Annotated in this window: 15 protein-coding genes; 2 read left to right on the top strand and 13 right to left on the bottom strand. The window is 67.4% G+C overall.

The window, feature by feature from the left end; all coding sequences use genetic code 11:
* Positions 1-3: 3 nt before the first annotated feature.
* From rpsC to rpsJ, 8 genes are read right to left on the bottom strand one after another with little or no spacing between them, the layout of a single operon-like run.
* Positions 4-834 carry a 30S ribosomal protein S3 gene (gene rpsC / locus ACZ4A5_RS06270; protein ID WP_095580665.1) on the bottom strand — a complete coding sequence of 277 codons (831 nt, stop codon included), beginning with the start codon at positions 832-834 and terminating at the stop codon, positions 4-6.
* Positions 834-1,181 carry a 50S ribosomal protein L22 gene (gene rplV / locus ACZ4A5_RS06275; protein ID WP_004571827.1) on the bottom strand — a complete coding sequence of 116 codons (348 nt, stop codon included), beginning with the start codon at positions 1,179-1,181 and terminating at the stop codon, positions 834-836. Before rplV ends, rpsC begins: the two co-directional genes overlap by 1 nt.
* Before the next feature lie 42 nt (positions 1,182-1,223).
* Positions 1,224-1,505: a 30S ribosomal protein S19 gene (gene rpsS / locus ACZ4A5_RS06280; protein ID WP_351506807.1), complete on the bottom strand. Its 282-nt coding sequence runs from the start codon at positions 1,503-1,505 to the stop codon at positions 1,224-1,226.
* Between the two features lie 12 nt (positions 1,506-1,517).
* Complete coding sequence (rplB, locus tag ACZ4A5_RS06285) at positions 1,518-2,354, bottom strand: 50S ribosomal protein L2 (protein WP_366003536.1); 837 nt, start codon at positions 2,352-2,354, stop codon at positions 1,518-1,520.
* 39 nt (positions 2,355-2,393) lie between these two features.
* Positions 2,394-2,726: a 50S ribosomal protein L23 gene (rplW, locus tag ACZ4A5_RS06290; RefSeq protein WP_116212450.1), complete on the bottom strand. Its 333-nt coding sequence runs from the start codon at positions 2,724-2,726 to the stop codon at positions 2,394-2,396.
* Positions 2,726-3,376 carry a 50S ribosomal protein L4 gene (rplD, locus tag ACZ4A5_RS06295; RefSeq protein WP_398868988.1) on the bottom strand — a complete coding sequence of 217 codons (651 nt, stop codon included), beginning with the start codon at positions 3,374-3,376 and terminating at the stop codon, positions 2,726-2,728. The genes rplW and rplD overlap by 1 nt, the downstream gene beginning before the upstream one ends.
* Before the next feature lie 7 nt (positions 3,377-3,383).
* Positions 3,384-4,028, bottom strand: a complete 645-nt coding sequence (gene rplC, locus ACZ4A5_RS06300; protein WP_086567349.1) for a 50S ribosomal protein L3 — start codon at positions 4,026-4,028, stop codon at positions 3,384-3,386.
* A gap of 13 nt (positions 4,029-4,041) precedes the next feature.
* The gene (gene rpsJ / locus ACZ4A5_RS06305) at positions 4,042-4,350 is read right to left on the bottom strand and encodes a 30S ribosomal protein S10 (RefSeq protein ID WP_003948644.1); all 309 of its coding nucleotides are present in this window, start codon (positions 4,348-4,350) and stop codon (positions 4,042-4,044) included.
* Between the two features lie 613 nt (positions 4,351-4,963).
* Here rpsJ and ACZ4A5_RS06310 point away from each other — a divergent pair.
* Together ACZ4A5_RS06310 and ACZ4A5_RS06315 are read left to right on the top strand one after the other, a co-directional pair.
* The gene (locus ACZ4A5_RS06310; RefSeq protein WP_467578924.1) at positions 4,964-7,072 is read left to right on the top strand and encodes a PIG-L family deacetylase; all 2,109 of its coding nucleotides are present in this window, start codon (positions 4,964-4,966) and stop codon (positions 7,070-7,072) included.
* A 124-nt stretch (positions 7,073-7,196) separates the two neighbouring features.
* Positions 7,197-8,060, top strand: a complete 864-nt coding sequence (locus ACZ4A5_RS06315; protein WP_467578926.1) for a metallophosphoesterase family protein — start codon at positions 7,197-7,199, stop codon at positions 8,058-8,060.
* 92 nt (positions 8,061-8,152) lie between these two features.
* On the opposite strand, the gene tuf is transcribed toward ACZ4A5_RS06315, so the two are convergent.
* From tuf to ACZ4A5_RS06340, 5 genes are all read right to left on the bottom strand, one after another.
* Complete coding sequence (tuf, locus tag ACZ4A5_RS06320; RefSeq protein WP_361521889.1) at positions 8,153-9,346, bottom strand: elongation factor Tu; 1,194 nt, start codon at positions 9,344-9,346, stop codon at positions 8,153-8,155.
* Between the two features lie 183 nt (positions 9,347-9,529).
* Positions 9,530-11,653, bottom strand: coding sequence for an elongation factor G (gene fusA, locus ACZ4A5_RS06325; RefSeq protein ID WP_467578928.1), 2,124 nt, complete (start codon positions 11,651-11,653; stop codon positions 9,530-9,532).
* A 39-nt stretch (positions 11,654-11,692) separates the two neighbouring features.
* Complete coding sequence (gene rpsG / locus ACZ4A5_RS06330; protein ID WP_030368420.1) at positions 11,693-12,163, bottom strand: 30S ribosomal protein S7; 471 nt, start codon at positions 12,161-12,163, stop codon at positions 11,693-11,695.
* A 2-nt stretch (positions 12,164-12,165) separates the two neighbouring features.
* Positions 12,166-12,537 (bottom strand): 30S ribosomal protein S12, encoded by a 372-nt coding sequence (rpsL, locus tag ACZ4A5_RS06335; RefSeq protein ID WP_003948652.1) that lies wholly within the window; start codon positions 12,535-12,537, stop codon positions 12,166-12,168.
* A 437-nt stretch (positions 12,538-12,974) separates the two neighbouring features.
* A complete protein-coding gene (locus tag ACZ4A5_RS06340; RefSeq protein WP_467578930.1) occupies positions 12,975-16,874 on the bottom strand; it encodes a DNA-directed RNA polymerase subunit beta' in 3,900 nt (1,299 codons plus the stop codon).
* Between the last annotated feature and the right edge of the window lie 27 nt (positions 16,875-16,901).

Consider the following 16,901-nt stretch of genomic DNA (forward strand, 5'->3'; position numbering starts at 1 on the left):
CGGTCAGGCCTCCGTTCCGGTGGACTCGGCCGGAGCAGCGGCAGCGGCCTCGGCCTTGGGGGCCTCGGCAGCGGCGTTCTGCTGCGGCTTGCGGCCGCGGCCGCCACGCTCGCCACCACGGCCACCGCGGGCCGGGCGGTCCTGGGCGCCGCCACGGGACGGGCGGTTGCCCGCACGCGCCGCGGCGTTCTCGGCGCGGACCTCGGCGATGTTCTTGACGTCGCCCTTGTAGATCCAGACCTTCACGCCGATGCGGCCGAAGGTGGTCTTGGCCTCGAAGAAGCCGTAGTCGACGTTCGCGCGGAGCGTGTGCAGGGGCACACGGCCCTCGCGGTAGAACTCCGAGCGGGACATCTCGGCGCCGCCGAGACGGCCACCACACTGGATCTTGATGCCCTTGGCGCCGGCCTTCATCGTCGACTGCATGCTCTTACGCATGGCGCGACGGAAGGAGACGCGGGAGGACAGCTGCTCGGCGACGGCCTGGGCCACCAGCTGAGCGTCCACCTCGGGGTTCTTGACCTCGAGGATGTTCAGCTGAACCTGCTTGCCGGTCAGCTTCTCCAGCTCGCCGCGGATGCGGTCGGCCTCGGCGCCGCGGCGGCCGATGACGATGCCCGGACGAGCGGTGTGGATGTCGACGCGGACGCGGTCGCGGGTGCGCTCGATCTCAACCTTCGAGATACCGGCGCGCTCCATGCCCTTCGTCATCATGCGACGAATGGCAACGTCTTCCTTGACGTAGTCCTTGTACAGCTTGTCGGCGTACCAGCGGGACTTGAAGTCCGTGGTGATGCCGAGGCGGAACCCGTGCGGGTTAACCTTCTGGCCCATTACCGGGTTCCTTCCTTGCTGCTGACGACCACGGTGATGTGGCTGGTCCGCTTGCGGATCCGGTAGGCACGGCCCTGGGCACGCGGACGGAACCGCTTCAGGGTCGGGCCCTCGTCGACGTACGCCTCGCTGATGACCAGCGAAGAGGCGTCGGTGTGGTCGTAGTTGTGTGCAGCGTTGGCGATGGCGCTGTCCAGCACCTTGCCAACCGGCACGCTCGCGGCCTGCGGGGCGAAACGCAGGACCGCCTGAGCCTCCGTGGCATCCATGCCACGGATGAGGTCCACCACGCGGCGGGCCTTCATGGGCGTGACGCGGATGTACCGCGCCTGGGCCCTGGCTTCCATGGTTGTCCCTTCGGTGTCAGTCATAGTCGTTCACACCCCGCCTTAGCGGCGCTTCGACTTGCGGTCGTCCTTGACGTGGCCGCGGAAGGTGCGGGTCGGCGAGAACTCGCCGAGCTTGTGGCCGACCATCGACTCGGTGACGAACACCGGGACGTGCGTCTTGCCGTTGTGCACCGCGAGCGTGTGGCCCAGCATGGCCGGCACGATCATGGAGCGACGGGACCAGGTCTTGATGACGTTCTTGGTACCGGCTTCGTTCTGAGCGTCCACCTTCTTGATGAGGTGGGCGTCGACGAAGGGTCCCTTCTTGAGACTACGCGGCATCTAAACCCGCTCCTAGCGCTTCTTGTTCGTCTTGCGGCGGCGGACGATGTACTTGTTGCTCGCCTTCTTGGGAGAACGAGTACGACCCTCCTTCTGACCCCACGGGGAGACCGGGTGGCGACCACCGGAGGTCTTGCCCTCACCACCACCGTGCGGGTGGTCGACCGGGTTCATCGCCACACCACGCACGGTCGGGCGAACGCCCTTCCAGCGCATACGGCCGGCCTTGCCCCAGTTGATGTTCGACTGCTCGGCGTTGCCGACCTCGCCGACAGTGGCGCGGCAGCGGACGTCGACCAGGCGGACCTCGCCGGACGGCATGCGCAGGTGGGCGTACTGGCCCTCCTTCGCCAGCAGCTGCACGGACGAACCGGCAGAGCGGGCGAACTTGGCGCCGCCACCGGGGCGGAGCTCGATCGCGTGGATCGTGGTACCGACCGGGATGCTGCGCAGCGGAAGGTTGTTGCCCGGCTTGATGTCGGCCTTGGGGCCGTTCTCGATCCGGTCACCCTGCTGGAGCTTCGCGGGGGCGATGATGTAGCGCTTCTCGCCGTCTGCGTAGTGCAGCAGCGCGATGCGCGCGGTGCGGTTCGGGTCGTACTCGATGTGAGCGACCTTGGCCGGCACGCCGTCCTTGTCGTGACGACGGAAGTCGATCACGCGGTAGGCGCGCTTGTGGCCACCACCCTGGTGGCGAACGGTCACACGACCGGCGTTGTTACGGCCGCCCTTGCTGTGCAGGGGGCGGACCAGCGACTTCTCCGGCGTGGACCGCGTGATCTCGACAAAGTCGGCGACGCTGGAGCCACGACGGCCCGGGGTCGTCGGCTTGTACTTGCGGATACCCATTTCTCAGTCCTCGTCCGATTCCGGACGACTCGGACTCCGTTAGGAGACCGGGCCGCCGAAGATGTCGATACGGTCGCCCTCGGCGAGGGTCACGATGGCGCGCTTGGTGTTGGCGCGCTTGCCGAAACCGGTCTTGGTGCGCTTGCGCTTACCCTGACGGTTGATCGTGTTGACCCCGGTGACCTTGACCGAGAAGACCGCCTCGACGGCCTGCTTGATCTGGGTCTTGTTCGCGCGCGGGTCGACGATGAACGTGTACTTGTTCTCGTCGAGAAGCGCGTAGCTCTTCTCCGAGACCACCGGCTTGACCAGGATGTCACGGGGGTCCGTGTAGGTCTTGCTGGTGACCACGGCGACAGTCGCCTCGCTCATCAGGCGTCGCTCCCTTCGAGCTCGCCGGCCGTCTTCGCGGCCACGAAGGACTCGAAGGCAGCCTTGGTGAAGACCACGTCGTCCGAGACGAGCACGTCGTACGTGTTCAGCTGACCCGGCTCCAGGATGTGGACCTGGGGCAGGTTGCGGGCGGACAGCCACGCGGCCTCGTCGGCGCGGTCGACGACCAGGAGCAGGTTCTTGCGCTCCGAGATCTTGCCGAACAGCGTCTTGGCGGCCTTGGTGGAAGCGGCACCCTCGACCACGCCGGAGACGACGTGGATGCGGGAGTGGCGCGCCCGGTCGGTGAGGGCACCGCGCAGGGCGGCGGCCTTCATCTTCTTCGGGGTCCGCTGCGAGTAGTCACGCGGCACGGGACCGTGCACGACGCCACCACCGGCGAACTGCGGCGCGCGGGTCGAACCCTGACGGGCGCGACCGGTGCCCTTCTGGCGGTACGGCTTCTTGCCGCCGCCTCGGACCTCACCGCGGGTCTTGGTCTTGTGCGTGCCCTGACGGGCAGCGGCCAGCTGCGCGACGACGACCTGGTGGATCAGCGGAATGCTGACCTTCGCGTCGAAGATCTCCGTGGGGAGCTCGACGGTCCCGGCCTTGTCGCCTGCCGGCGAAAGGATGTCAATGGTGCTCATCGTTACCTCAGGCCCCCTTGGCCGCGGTACGGACCAGGACGAGGCCGCCGTTCGGACCAGGAACCGCGCCCTTGATCAGGAGCAGGCCCTTCTCCGCGTCAACGGCGTGGACGGTCAGGTTCTGGGTGGTGACCCGCTCGTTGCCCATGCGGCCCGCCATGCGGAGGCCCTTGAACACGCGGCCCGGGGTGGCGCAGCCACCGATGGAACCGGGGGAGCGGTGCTTGCGCTGGGTGCCGTGACCGGCGCCGAGGCCCTTGAAGTTGTGACGCTTCATGACACCGGCGAAGCCCTTGCCCTTGCTCTTGCCGGTGACGTCGACCTTGACGCCCGACTCGAACACGGCAGCGGTGATCTCCTGGCCGAGCGTGTACTCGCTGGCGTCAGCGGTACGCAGCTCCACCAGGTGGCGGCGCGGGGTGACGTCGGCCTTGGCGAAGTGACCCTTGAGGGGCTTGTTCACCTTGCGCGGGTCGATCTCGCCGAAGGCGATCTGGACCGACTCGTAGCCGTCGCTGTCGTTGGTGCGGACCTGGGTGACGACACAGGGCCCGGCCTTGACGACGGTCACCGGGACGACCCGGTTGTTCTCGTCCCAGACCTGGGTCATGCCGAGCTTCTCGCCCAGGACGCCCTTAATGTTCTTAGCCATCTCGCGCGTCACCTCAGAGCTTGATCTCGATGTCGACGCCCGCCGGCAGGTCGAGGCGCATGAGCGAGTCAACCGTCTTCGGCGTGGGGTCGAGGATGTCGATGAGGCGCTTGTGCGTGCGCATCTCGAAGTGCTCGCGCGAGTCCTTGTACTTGTGCGGCGACTTGATGACGCAGTACACGTTCTTCTCAGTGGGCAGCGGCACCGGGCCTGCGACCGACGCACCAGTGCGGGTCACCGTCTCGACGATCTTCTTCGCCGAGGAGTCGATGACCTCGTGGTCGTAGGCCTTGAGCCGGATGCGGATCTTCTGTCCCGCCATGGCTACTTCGTAGTCCTGTCTCTCGTAACGCTCTGGGACTCGGTGTGCTGCGCCTCTTGCGAGGCGCCGCCCCTCCTCCGACCCACGCGGTCGGGCGTGTCGCCCCCCTTCCGGAAACTTTCCCAAAGGAAAATCCCTTACGAAGGGGGATGTGGGGGAAGGACACCCACCGAGTGCCTGGCCGGGGCCGCGTCAACGCTTCCCGGAAGATTCCCGTACTTCCACCCCTGAGAAGAGGTGACGAGTACTGCGGGACTCGCTTCCAGTCCTCCCGGCGGGAGGCGCGCAAACATCAGCTCACAACCGAGCAACCTGAACAGTGTGCCATACGCCCCCGAAGGGGCGCCAATCGCAGCCGAAGAAGGTACCCCGACCGGCTCAGTTGTCAAACCACCTCGCCGACATACGGGACACTATGGTCGCGTAGGCCCAGGCCGCCCACCAGCGGTCAGCCGGCCCGACCGTCGCGCCGGCACCCTGGGCCACCTTGGCCTTACCCGCCTTTGCCGTGGTTTGCCGTGGTCTTGAGCAACCCACGCGATCCCCATCACGTCCCCTAACACGCTGGGGCAGCCGGGGACTGCGTGCTGCACAACGAGACGGAGTCGCTTAGTTGAACACCTCACAGCGCATGGTGATATCCCGCCGGACCGCGCTCGCCGGCCTGGCCACCACCTCCCTGGCGGTCGCGGCGGGGTGCAGCGGCGGCGGGGGCGCCAAGAAGCCCAAGGCGTCCGCGAGCCCGATCAGGGCGGTGGATCCCCATGCCACGCAGTCGTTCAACGGCGTGAAGAACCCCCTGCTGCTCCAGATCATGGCGCACCCCGACGACGACCTGTTCTTCATGAACCCCGACGCCCTGCACATCGTGGAGTCCGGGGTGCCCGTCGTCTCGGTCTATGTGACGGCCGGCGAGGCCGTGGGCCAGAACTGGATCGAGGGCATGCCCAAGGGCAAGCCCGACAAGGCCGCCTACTCCTCGGCCCGCCACCAGGGCCTCCGCCAGGCGTACGCCGAGATGCTGGGCGCCGACAAGTTCACGGGCTGGAAGAAGTCCGTCCTGGACCTGGGCAACGGCGTCAAGGCGGAGACCGACGAGCTGTCCCACGGCGACCGCCGCGCCCAGCTGATCTTCCTCAACATCGCCATGCTCTCCGCCCACGAGATGCGCCTGCCGCTGCTGTGGGAGCGCCCGTCCGCCGAGATGCAGAGCCTGGTCGCCACGGGCTCGCCGTGCACCACGGTGAGCAAGTACACCCACGGCACGCTGGTGGACACGCTGGCCACGATCATGGACCGCTTCAAGCCGTCCGTGATCCACACGATGGACCCGGACCCCGACTACCAGGTCCACGACGCCACGCACCCCAAGGACAACGACTACGGCGCCTGCTCGGACCACCGCGACCACACGCCGACCGCGCTCTTCACCTGGAAGGCGATGTCGCAGTGGGTCGCCGACGCCACGAAGCGTGACGGGCACACCCCGCGCTTCGTGACCACGGCCTTCCGCGGCTACTACAACCAGCGCTGGCCGCACAACCTGCCCCCCGAGGTCGTGGAGCAGAAGCACCGCCTGGTGGAGGCGTACGGCGGCGATCCCACGTGGGAGTGCGGCAACCCCGCGGGCTGCGGCGACTACGGCCAGGGCGGCGACCGCCCGATGAAGAACCGCAAGGGCTGGATCCGCTCCACCCACTACCGCTACGAGGGCGCCACGACGGCCCCGGACACCGACAGGTCGGGCCGGCTGGTGGCGTACGGCGTGCTCGGCATGCAGGCGGTGCGCTGGCAGGAGACCTCCGCGGGCAGCGGCCGCTGGGGCGACCCGCAGAACCTCGGCGGCGGCCCCCTCGCCCCCGCCCTGGCCTCCGTCAAGGACAGCGCCGGGCGGCGGCTGCTGTTCGGCCTGCGGTTCTCGGCCCTGGCGGGCCAGGGGCGGCCGGACACCCGCGAGATCGTCGTGGCGGAGCAGGGCTCCCCCGACGGCGCCTTCAAGGACTGGAAGCCGCTCGGCAACCCCGAGCACAAGGCCGACCGCGGCCGCCGCCTCGGCATGCCCGCCGCGATCGCCACCCCGGACGGCCGGGTGCACCTCTTCGTCCGCAACGCCGGCAAGGGCGTCTCCAGCCGCGTCCGCGAGGCCGACGGCACGTGGGGCAAGTGGCAGAGCCTGCACGGCCAGGAGATCCAGGACGGCCTGACGGTCACCCTGGACCAGGACAAGCGCGTGCACGTCTTCGGCACGGGCCGGGACACCGTGCACCACTGGAGCCAGGACGCGCCGGACAAGCCGGTCCGCGCGATGCCCCTCAAGGGCCTCCCCCAGCCCGGCGGGCTCCCCGGCGCCACGCTGGACCCGGACGGGCGGCTCGCGGTCGTCTACCGCACCCCTGAGGCCGTCCAGCCGTCCGTATACCGCTTCAAGCCGGGCTCCGACGACGTCGCCACCACCGAGCTCAAGGAGTTCCCGGGCTACGGCCCGCTCGACGCCCACACCCTGGCCGTACGCGGCGGCGACACCGTGACCGTCCTCGGCCGGGCCGTCGACGGCAAGCTCCAGGTGGTCGACGCCGGCTCCGGCGACGCCTCGCCCCGCACCGCGCCCGACCAGGTCGCCGTGGGAACCGCGGCGGTGCTCACCGACGCCGGCCACCAGCTGTGCGTGGTGGCCATGGGCACGGACGCGAGCCCCTGGGTCTGGCGCCCCGGGAACAGCTGACGGACAGGCCGCCCACCGCCCCCGGAATTCACCCTCCGGGGGCGCCGCCTTTCCCCAGTACGAGCGATTCCACGCCATGACGTGGATCGCTGCCGGGCGCGGACGCCCTTGCTACGTTGCGACGATGCCGTCGACGACTCCCGGACCACCCGCGAACGGACGGCTCCTCGCCGTCAGCGACCTGCACATCGGCATGGCCGACAACGTACCGATCATGGAGTCCCTGCGGCCCGGCACGGACGACGACTGGCTGATCGTGGCCGGGGACGTCGCCGAGGAGGCCGCCGACGTCGAGCGGGCCCTGACGCTGCTCGCCGCCCGCTTCGCCAAGGTGATCTGGGCGCCGGGCAACCACGAGCTGTGGACTCCCCCGGGCGACCCGGTGGCCCTGCGCGGCCAGGCGCGCTACGAGCACCTCGTCGGGCTCTGCCGCCGCCTCGGCGTGGCCACGCCCGAGGACCCGTATCCGGTGTGGGAGGGCGAGGGCGGGCCGGTGGCCGTCGCCCCGCTGTTCACGCTCTACGACTACAGCTTCCGCACCCCCACCGCGGCCTCCAAGCGGGAATCCCTGGAACAGGCGCACGCGGCGGGCATCGTGTGCACGGACGAGTACCTCCTGCACCCGGAGCCCTATCCGGCGGCCGACGACTGGTGCCGCGCCCGGGTGGCCGCCACCGAGGCCCGGCTGGCCGCGCACGACCCGTCGGTGCCGCTGGTCCTGGTCAGCCACTGGCCGCTGGTGCGCGAGCCCACGGACGTCCTGACGTACCCCGAGTTCGCGCAGTGGTGCGGCACCGCGCTGACCCGCGACTGGCACCGGCGCTTCCCCACGGCGGCCGTCGTCTACGGCCATCTGCACATCCCCCGCACCACCTGGTACGACGGCGTCCGCTTCGAGGAGGTCTCGATCGGCTACCCGCGCGAGTGGCGCCGCCGCGGCCACCCCCGGGGTCTGCTGCGGCAGATCCTGCCGTACGACAAGGCGTGAGCACCCGGCCGCGGACAGACGAAAGGGCCCGCACATCCGAAGATGTGCGGGCCCTTCCTGACCGTCTAGGTCAGACCTTCAAGCAAGAGGACTTACTTGTTGATCTTGGTGACCTGGCCGGCGCCGACGGTGCGGCCGCCCTCACGGATGGTGAAGCGCAGGCCCTCCTCCATGGCGACGGGCTGGATCAGGGAGACGGACATCTCGGCGTTGTCGCCGGGCATGACCATCTCCGTGCCCTCCTTGAGGGTCACAACACCGGTCACGTCAGTCGTACGGAAGTAGAACTGCGGACGGTAGTTGTTGAAGAACGGGGTGTGACGGCCACCCTCGTCCTTCGACAGGATGTACGCCGTGGCCTCGAACTCGGTGTGCGGCGTGACCGAACCCGGCTTGATGATGCACTGGCCGCGCTCGACGTCCTCGCGCTTGATGCCACGGAGGAGCAGACCGACGTTCTCACCGGCCTGGCCCTCGTCGAGCAGCTTGCGGAACATCTCGATGCCGGTGACCGTGGTGGTGGTCTTCTCGGTCTTGATGCCGATGATGTCGACGGTCTCGTTGACCTTCAGGACACCACGCTCGATACGACCGGTGACGACGGTGCCACGACCGGTGATCGTGAAGACGTCCTCGATCGGCATCAGGAACGGCTTGTCGACGTCACGCTCGGGCTGCGGGATGTTCTCGTCGACGGCCTTCATCAGGCCGAGGAGCTTCTCGCCCCACTCCTTGTCGCCCTCGAGCGCCTTGAGCGCCGAGACCTGGACGACCGGAGCGTCGTCGCCGTTGAACTCGTACTCGTTGAGGAGCTCACGGACCTCGAGCTCGACGAGCTCCAGGATCTCCTCGTCGTCCACCATGTCGGCCTTGTTCAGGGCGACGACGATGTACGGAACGCCGGACTGGCGGGCCAGGAGCACGTGCTCCTTGGTCTGCGGCATCGGACCGTCGGTCGCGGCGACCACGAGGATCGCGCCGTCCATCTGGGCGGCACCGGTGATCATGTTCTTGATGTAGTCCGCGTGACCGGGGCAGTCGACGTGGGCGTAGTGACGCGACTCGGTCTGGTACTCAACGTGAGCGATCGAGATCGTGATACCACGCTGACGCTCTTCGGGCGCCTTGTCGATCTCGTCGAACGGCGTGAAGGGGTTCAGCTCGGGGTACGCGTCGTGCAGCACCTTGGTGATCGCCGCGGTAAGAGTGGTCTTACCGTGGTCGACGTGACCGATGGTGCCGATGTTGACGTGCGGCTTAGTCCGCTCGAACTTCGCCTTCGCCACTGGGTCCTCCTACGGAGTGGTTCTGTACGCCTTACTCATCGGCGCCAGGTGATCTTTGCTGGGGTGCCGTCCGCCGGGGCATCCGCCACGCATCGAAAGGAACACGTTCCTCACGTTACGCGGTGGCATGCCCCGACAGTCGGTGTAAAGCCTAAAGCGTGAGCTTTGCGTGCGGAGACGCGGTTACTCGCCCTTGGCCTTCGCGATGATCTCCTCGGCGACGTTCCGCGGAACCTCGGCGTAGGAGTCGAACTGCATCGAGTAGCTTGCGCGACCCGAAGTCTTGCTGCGGAGGTCTCCGACGTAGCCGAACATCTCCGACAGCGGAACCAGGCCCTTGACGAGCTTGGCGCCGTGACGGTCCTCCATGGCCTGGATCTGGCCACGGCGGGAGTTGATGTCACCGATCACATCGCCCATGTAGTCCTCGGGGGTGGTGACCTCGACGGACATCATCGGCTCGAGCAGAGCCGGGGACGCCTTGCGAGCACCCTCCTTGAACGCCATGGAACCGGCGATCTTGAAGGCGAGTTCGGACGAGTCGACGTCGTGGTAGGCGCCGTCGAGCAGCGTCACCTTCACGCCGGTCAGCGGGTAGCCGGCCAGCACGCCGAACTCCATGGCCTCCTGGCAACCCGCGTCCACGGACGGGATGTACTCCCGCGGGATACGGCCACCGGTGACCTTGTTCTCGAACTCGTAGCCATCGCCCTCGAGGGGCTCGATGGCCATCTGCACCTTGGCGAACTGGCCGGAACCACCAGTCTGCTTCTTGTGCGTGTAGTCGATACGCTCGACGGCCTTGCGGATCGTCTCGCGGTACGCGACCTGCGGCTTGCCGACGTTCGCCTCGACGCGGAACTCACGGCGCATACGGTCGACCAGCACGTCGAGGTGCAGCTCGCCCATACCCGCGATGATGGTCTGGCCCGTCTCCTCGTCCGTGTGGACCTGGAAGGACGGGTCCTCCTCGGCGAGACGCTGGATGGCGACACCCAGCTTCTCCTGGTCGCCCTTGGACTTCGGCTCGATGGCGACCTGGATCACCGGGGCCGGGAAGTCCATGGACTCGAGGATGACCGGCTTGCCCGCGTCACAGAGGGTCTCACCGGTGGTGGTCTGCTTCAGACCCATGACGGCGACGATGTCACCGGCACCCACCGACTCGATCTCCTCACGCTTGTTCGCGTGCATGCGGTAGATCTTGCCGATGCGCTCCTTCTTGCCCTTCACGGAGTTCTGCACCTGGGTGCCGGTCTCCATGCGGCCCGAGTAAACCCGGACGAAGGTGAGCTTGCCGAGGTGCGGGTCGCTCATGATCTTGAAGGCGAGACCGGCGAACGGCTCGTCGTCGGACGGCTTGCGCTTGACGACCTCGTCGGGGTTGTTGACGGCGTGGCCCTCAACAGCCTCGATGTCCAGCGGCGACGGCAGGTAGCGCACGACCGCGTCGAGCAGGGGCTGAACGCCCTTGTTCTTGAACGCGGTGCCACAGAACACCGGGGTGACGGTGACGGAGTCGGCGCCGCCGCGGGAGGCCAGCGTGATGCGACGGATGGCGGCCATCAGCTGGTCCTCGGTGGGCTCCTTGCCCTCGAGGAACAGCTCCATCATCTCGTCGTCGTGCTCGGCGACGCCCTCGAGGAGCTTGCCGCGCCATTCCTCGGCAGCCTCGGTGTGCGTGGCCGGGATGTCGACGACGTCGTACATCTCGCCCTTGGCGGCCTCGGCGGACCAGACCAGCGCCTTCATCTGGACGAGGTCGACCACGCCCTTGAAGTCGGCCTCGGCACCGATCGGCAGCTGCATGACCAGCGGAACCGCACCGAGGCGGTCGACGATCATGTCGACGCAGCGGTGGAACTCGGCACCGGTGCGGTCGAGCTTGTTGACGAAGCAGATACGCGGAACGCCGTAGCGGTCCGCCTGACGCCACACGGTCTCGGACTGGGGCTCAACACCGGCAACGCCGTCGAACACCGTCACGGCACCGTCGAGGACGCGCAGCGAACGCTCCACCTCGACGGTGAAGTCGACGTGGCCCGGGGTGTCGATGATGTTGATGGTGTGGTCGACGTCGTTCAGCGGCCAGTGGCAGGTCGTCGCGGCAGACGTGATCGTGATGCCGCGCTCCTGCTCCTGCTCCATCCAGTCCATCGTGGCAGCGCCGTCGTGGACTTCACCGATCTTGTACGAGACACCGGTGTAGAACAGGATCCGCTCGGTGGTGGTCGTCTTGCCCGCGTCGATGTGGGCCATGATCCCGATGTTGCGGACCTTGGCCAGGTCAAGCGAAGTGGTGGCCATATGGCTCAGTCTTCTCTCGGTTCTCGATGGGGGTAGCGACTACCAGCGGTAGTGCGCGAAGGCCTTGTTGGACTCGGCCATCTTGTGCGTGTCCTCACGCTTCTTGACCGCAGCGCCCAGACCGTTGGAGGCGTCCAGGAGCTCGTTCATGAGGCGCTCGGTCATGGTCTTCTCGCGACGGGCGCGGGAGTAACCGACGACCCAGCGAAGCGCCAGGGTGGAGGCGCGGCCCGGACGGACCTCGACCGGCACCTGGTAGGTGGCGCCACCGACACGACGGGACTTGACCTCGAGAGCCGGCTTGACGTTCTCGAGGGCGCGCTTGAGGGTGATGACCGGGTCGTTACCGGTCTTCTCGCGCAGACCCTCCATGGCGCCGTACACGATGCGCTCGGCGGTGGAGCGCTTTCCGTGCAGCAGGATCTTGTTGATCAGGGAGGTGACAAGAGGAGAACCGTAGACCGGGTCGATGATGACCGGGCGCTTCGGGGCGGGGCCCTTACGAGGCATTCTTACTTCTCCTTCTTGGCGCCGTAGCGGCTGCGAGCCTGCTTACGGTTCTTGACGCCCTGCGTGTCGAGGGAGCCGCGGATGATCTTGTAGCGAACACCCGGCAGGTCCTTCACACGGCCACCGCGCACGAGCACGATCGAGTGCTCCTGCAGGTTGTGGCCCTCACCCGGAATGTAAGCGGTGACCTCGATGCCGGAGGTCAGACGCACACGCGCGACCTTACGGAGCGCCGAGTTCGGCTTCTTCGGGGTGGTCGTGAAAACACGCGTGCAGACGCCACGACGCTGGGGCGAACCCTCGAGCGCGGGCGTCTTGTTCTTCTCGACCTTGTCCTGCCGGCCCTTTCGGACCAGCTGCTGGATCGTAGGCACCGTTTCTCCGGTTTCTGTGTGCCGATCACGATAAAACTAACCTGGGAGCTACCACCGACCCACGCGGTCGGGTGTGTCGAAGGCTGCAGACCACCGCCGAAGACGGCTAGGCGCAGATTTCGGTGTCTCGGACCGGTGACGGTCCGGGTCTCCCGCACGGTCTAAAGGCACGCACGAGAGCCCAGGGACACCCCAGGCACAAGGTCAGAGCGTACCTAGCGCATGGGCTGCGGTCAAAACAAATGCACACGCGGTGGACACCCCGGCGCGCGTGGCACAGCGCGGCCCGGGGCCCGTTTCCCCGGGCCCCGCACGGGCGACCGGGGCATCGCCGAAGATGACGATCACTCTACCGGCCGAACGAGTGAGAGTGACAACACGCCGCAGGGCGGCCACCCCCGGAAGGGGATGACCGCCCTGTGCGTTCGACTTGCGACTTACTGGTTGTACGGACCGTAGTCGTAGTCCTCCAGCGGGACCGCCTGGCCGGAGCCGGTGCCGAAGGGCGAGTAGTCGATGTCGTCGTAACCGACGGCCGAGTACATCGCGGCCTTGGCCTCCTCGGTGGGCTCCACCCGGATGTTGCGGTAACGGGACAGGCCCGTACCGGCCGGGATGAGCTTACCGATGATGACGTTCTCCTTGAGGCCGATCAGGGAGTCCGACTTGGCGTTGATCGCCGCGTCGGTGAGCACCCGGGTCGTCTCCTGGAAGGACGCCGCCGACAGCCACGACTCGGTGGCGAGCGAGGCCTTGGTGATACCCATCAGCTGCGGACGGCCGGAGGCGGGGTGACCGCCCTCGGTGACCACACGACGGTTCTCACCCTCGAAGCGCGAGCGCTCCACGAGCTCGCCCGGCAGCAGCTCCGCGTCGCCGGACTCGATGATCGTCACGCGGCGCAGCATCTGCCGGATGATGATCTCGATGTGCTTGTCGTGGATCGACACACCCTGCGAGTTGTAGACCTTCTGGACCTCGCCGACCAGGTGGACCTGGACGGCGCGCTGACCCAGGATGCGCAGAACGTCGTGCGGGTTGGTGGCACCCACGGTGAGCTTCTGGCCCACCTCGACGTGCTCACCCTCGCTGACCAGCAGACGGGCACGCTTGGAGATGCCGAAGGCGGTCTCCTCGGAGCCGTCGTCCGGGGTGACGACAATCTTCTTGGTCTTCTCGGTCTCCTCGATACGGACGCGGCCGGCCGCCTCCGAGATCGGGGCGACACCCTTGGGCGTACGGGCCTCGAAGAGCTCGACGACACGGGGCAGACCCTGGGTGATGTCGTCACCGGCCACACCACCGGTGTGGAAGGTACGCATCGTCAGCTGGGTACCCGGCTCACCGATGGACTGGGCCGCGATGATGCCGACGGCCTCACCGATGTCGACCAGCTTGCCGGTGGCCAGCGAGCGGCCGTAGCAGAAGGCACAGGTGCCGACCGCGGACTCACAGGTGAGGACCGAGCGGGTCTTGACCGTCTCGACGCCGTGGGCGACGAGCTGGTCGATGAGCACATCGCCCAGGTCGACGTTGGCCGGCGCGATGACCTTGCCGTCGACGACGACGTCCTCGGCGAGCATGCGGGCGTAGACGCTGGTCTCGACGTCGTCCGCCTTGCGGAGCACGCCGTCGGCACCCTTGGACGCGATCTGCAGCTTGAGGCCACGCTCGGTGCCGCAGTCCTCCTCGCGGATGATCACGTCCTGCGAGACGTCCACCAGACGACGGGTCAGGTAACCCGAGTCGGCGGTACGCAGGGCGGTGTCCGCGAGACCCTTACGGGCACCGTGGGTGGAGATGAAGTACTCCAGCACGGACAGACCCTCACGGAACGACGCCTTGATGGGTCGCGGGATGGTCTCGTTCTTCGCGTTCGACACCAGACCACGCATACCGGCGATCTGACGCATCTGCATCATGTTTCCTCGGGCACCCGAGTCAACCATCATGAAGATGGGGTTCGTCTTGGGGAAGTTCGCGTTCATCGCCTCGGCGACCTCGTTGGTCGCCTTGGTCCAGATCGCGATGAGCTCCTGCGTGCGCTCGTCCTTGGTGATCAGACCGCGCTCGTACTGCTTCTGGACCTTCTCGTCCTGCGCCTCGTAGCCCTTGACGATCTCCTTCTTCGCCTCGGGAACGACGACGTCGGAGATGGCCACGGTGACACCGGAACGGGTCGCCCAGTGGAAACCGGCCGCCTTCAGGTTGTCGAGCGTCGCCGCCACGATGACCTTGGGGTAGCGCTCGGCCAGGTCGTTGACGATCTCGGAGAGCTGCTTCTTGCCCACCGAGTAGTCGACGAACGGGTAGTCCTCGGGCAGCAGCTCGTTGAAGAGCGCGCGGCCCAGCGTGGTGCGCAGCCGGAAGCTGTCACCCTGCTGCCACTCCGGCTCGCCCTCCTCGGCGACCGGGGGAACCCAGCCACGCGGGGGAACGGTGCCGATCGGGAAGCGGATGTCGACCTTCGCCTGGAGCGAGAGCTCGCGGGCGTCGAACGCCATGATCGCCTCGGCGACCGAGCCGAAGGACCGGCCCTCGCCGATGACCTTGCGCTCCTCCTCGTCGGTGGTGAGGAAGAACAGACCCAGCACCATGTCCTGGGTCGGCATGGTGACCGGACGGCCGTCGGCCGGCTTGAGGATGTTGTTCGAGGACAGCATCAGGATGCGGGCCTCGGCCTGCGCCTCCGCGGAGAGCGGCAGGTGGACGGCCATCTGGTCACCGTCGAAGTCCGCGTTGAACGCGGTGCAGACGAGCGGGTGGATCTGGATGGCCTTGCCCTCGACCAGCTGCGGCTCGAAGGCCTGGATGCCGAGGCGGTGCAGCGTGGGCGCACGGTTCAGCAGCACCGGGTGCTCGGCGATGACCTCTTCGAGGACGTCGTACACGACGGTGCGGCCGCGCTCGACCATGCGCTTGGCCGACTTGATGTTCTGCGCGTGGTTCAGGTCGACCAGGCGCTTCATCACGAACGGCTTGAAGAGCTCCAGCGCCATGGCCTTGGGCAGACCGCACTGGTGCAGCTTCAGCTGCGGACCGACGACGATGACGGAACGCGCGGAGTAGTCCACACGCTTACCGAGCAGGTTCTGACGGAAACGACCCTGCTTGCCCTTCAGCATGTCGCTGAGGGACTTCAGCGGGCGGTTGCCGGGACCGGTGACCGGGCGACCGCGGCGGCCGTTGTCGAACAGCGCGTCGACGGCCTCCTGCAGCATCCGCTTCTCGTTGTTCACGATGATCTCGGGGGCACCGAGGTCAAGGAGACGCTTGAGGCGGTTGTTGCGGTTGATCACACGGCGGTACAGGTCGTTCAGGTCGGAGGTCGCGAAGCGGCCACCGTCCAGCTGCACCATCGGACGCAGGTCCGGCGGGATCACGGGGATGCAGTCGAGCACCATGCCGCTGGGGCTGTTGCGGGTCTGCAGGAAGGCGGAGACGACCTTGAGGCGCTTGAGCGCACGGGTCTTCTTCTGGCCCTTGCCGGTCCGGATGATCTCGCGGAGGCGCTCGGCCTCCTCGTCGAGGTCGAAGGACTCCAGGCGCTTCTGCAGCGCGGCGGCGCCCATCGCACCCATGAAGTAGGTGCCGAAGCGGTCGCGCAGCTCGCGGTAGAGCAGCTCGTCGCCCTCGAGGTCCTGGACCTTGAGGTTCTTGAAGCGGCTCCACACCTCGTCGAGGCGGTCGATCTCGCGCTGCGCGCGGTCGCGCAGCTGCTTCATCTCACGCTCGGCGCCCTCGCGCACCTTGCGGCGCACGTCGGCCTTGGCACCCTCGGCCTCGAGCTCGGCCAGGTCGGCCTCGAGCTTCTTGGCGCGGGCCTCCAGGTCGGCGTCGCGGCGCTGCTCGATCTGCTGACGCTCGACGGAGACGTGGGCCTCCAGCGAGGGCAGGTCGCGCGTGCGGCGCTCCTCGTCCACCCACGTGATCATGTAGGCGGCGAAGTAGATGACCTTCTCGAGGTCCTTCGGGGCGAGGTCGAGCAGGTAGCCCAGGCGCGACGGGACGCCCTTGAAGTACCAGATGTGGGTGACGGGGGCGGCGAGCTCGATGTGGCCCATCCGCTCACGGCGCACCTTGGCGCGCGTGACCTCGACGCCACAGCGCTCACAGATGATGCCCTTGAAGCGGACACGCTTGTACTTGCCGCAGTAGCACTCCCAGTCCCGGGTCGGACCGAAGATCTTCTCGCAGAAGAGTCCGTCCTTTTCGGGCTTCAGGGTGCGGTAGTTGATGGTCTCCGGCTTCTTGACCTCGCCGTGGGACCAGGTTCGGATGTCGTCCGCGGTCGCCAGGCCGATCCGCAGCTCGTCGAAGAAGTTGACGTCGAGCACTGTTCGTCAATCCCTCTTTCAGGGTTT

This window comes from Streptomyces sp. NPDC025618 (genome assembly GCF_055558795.1).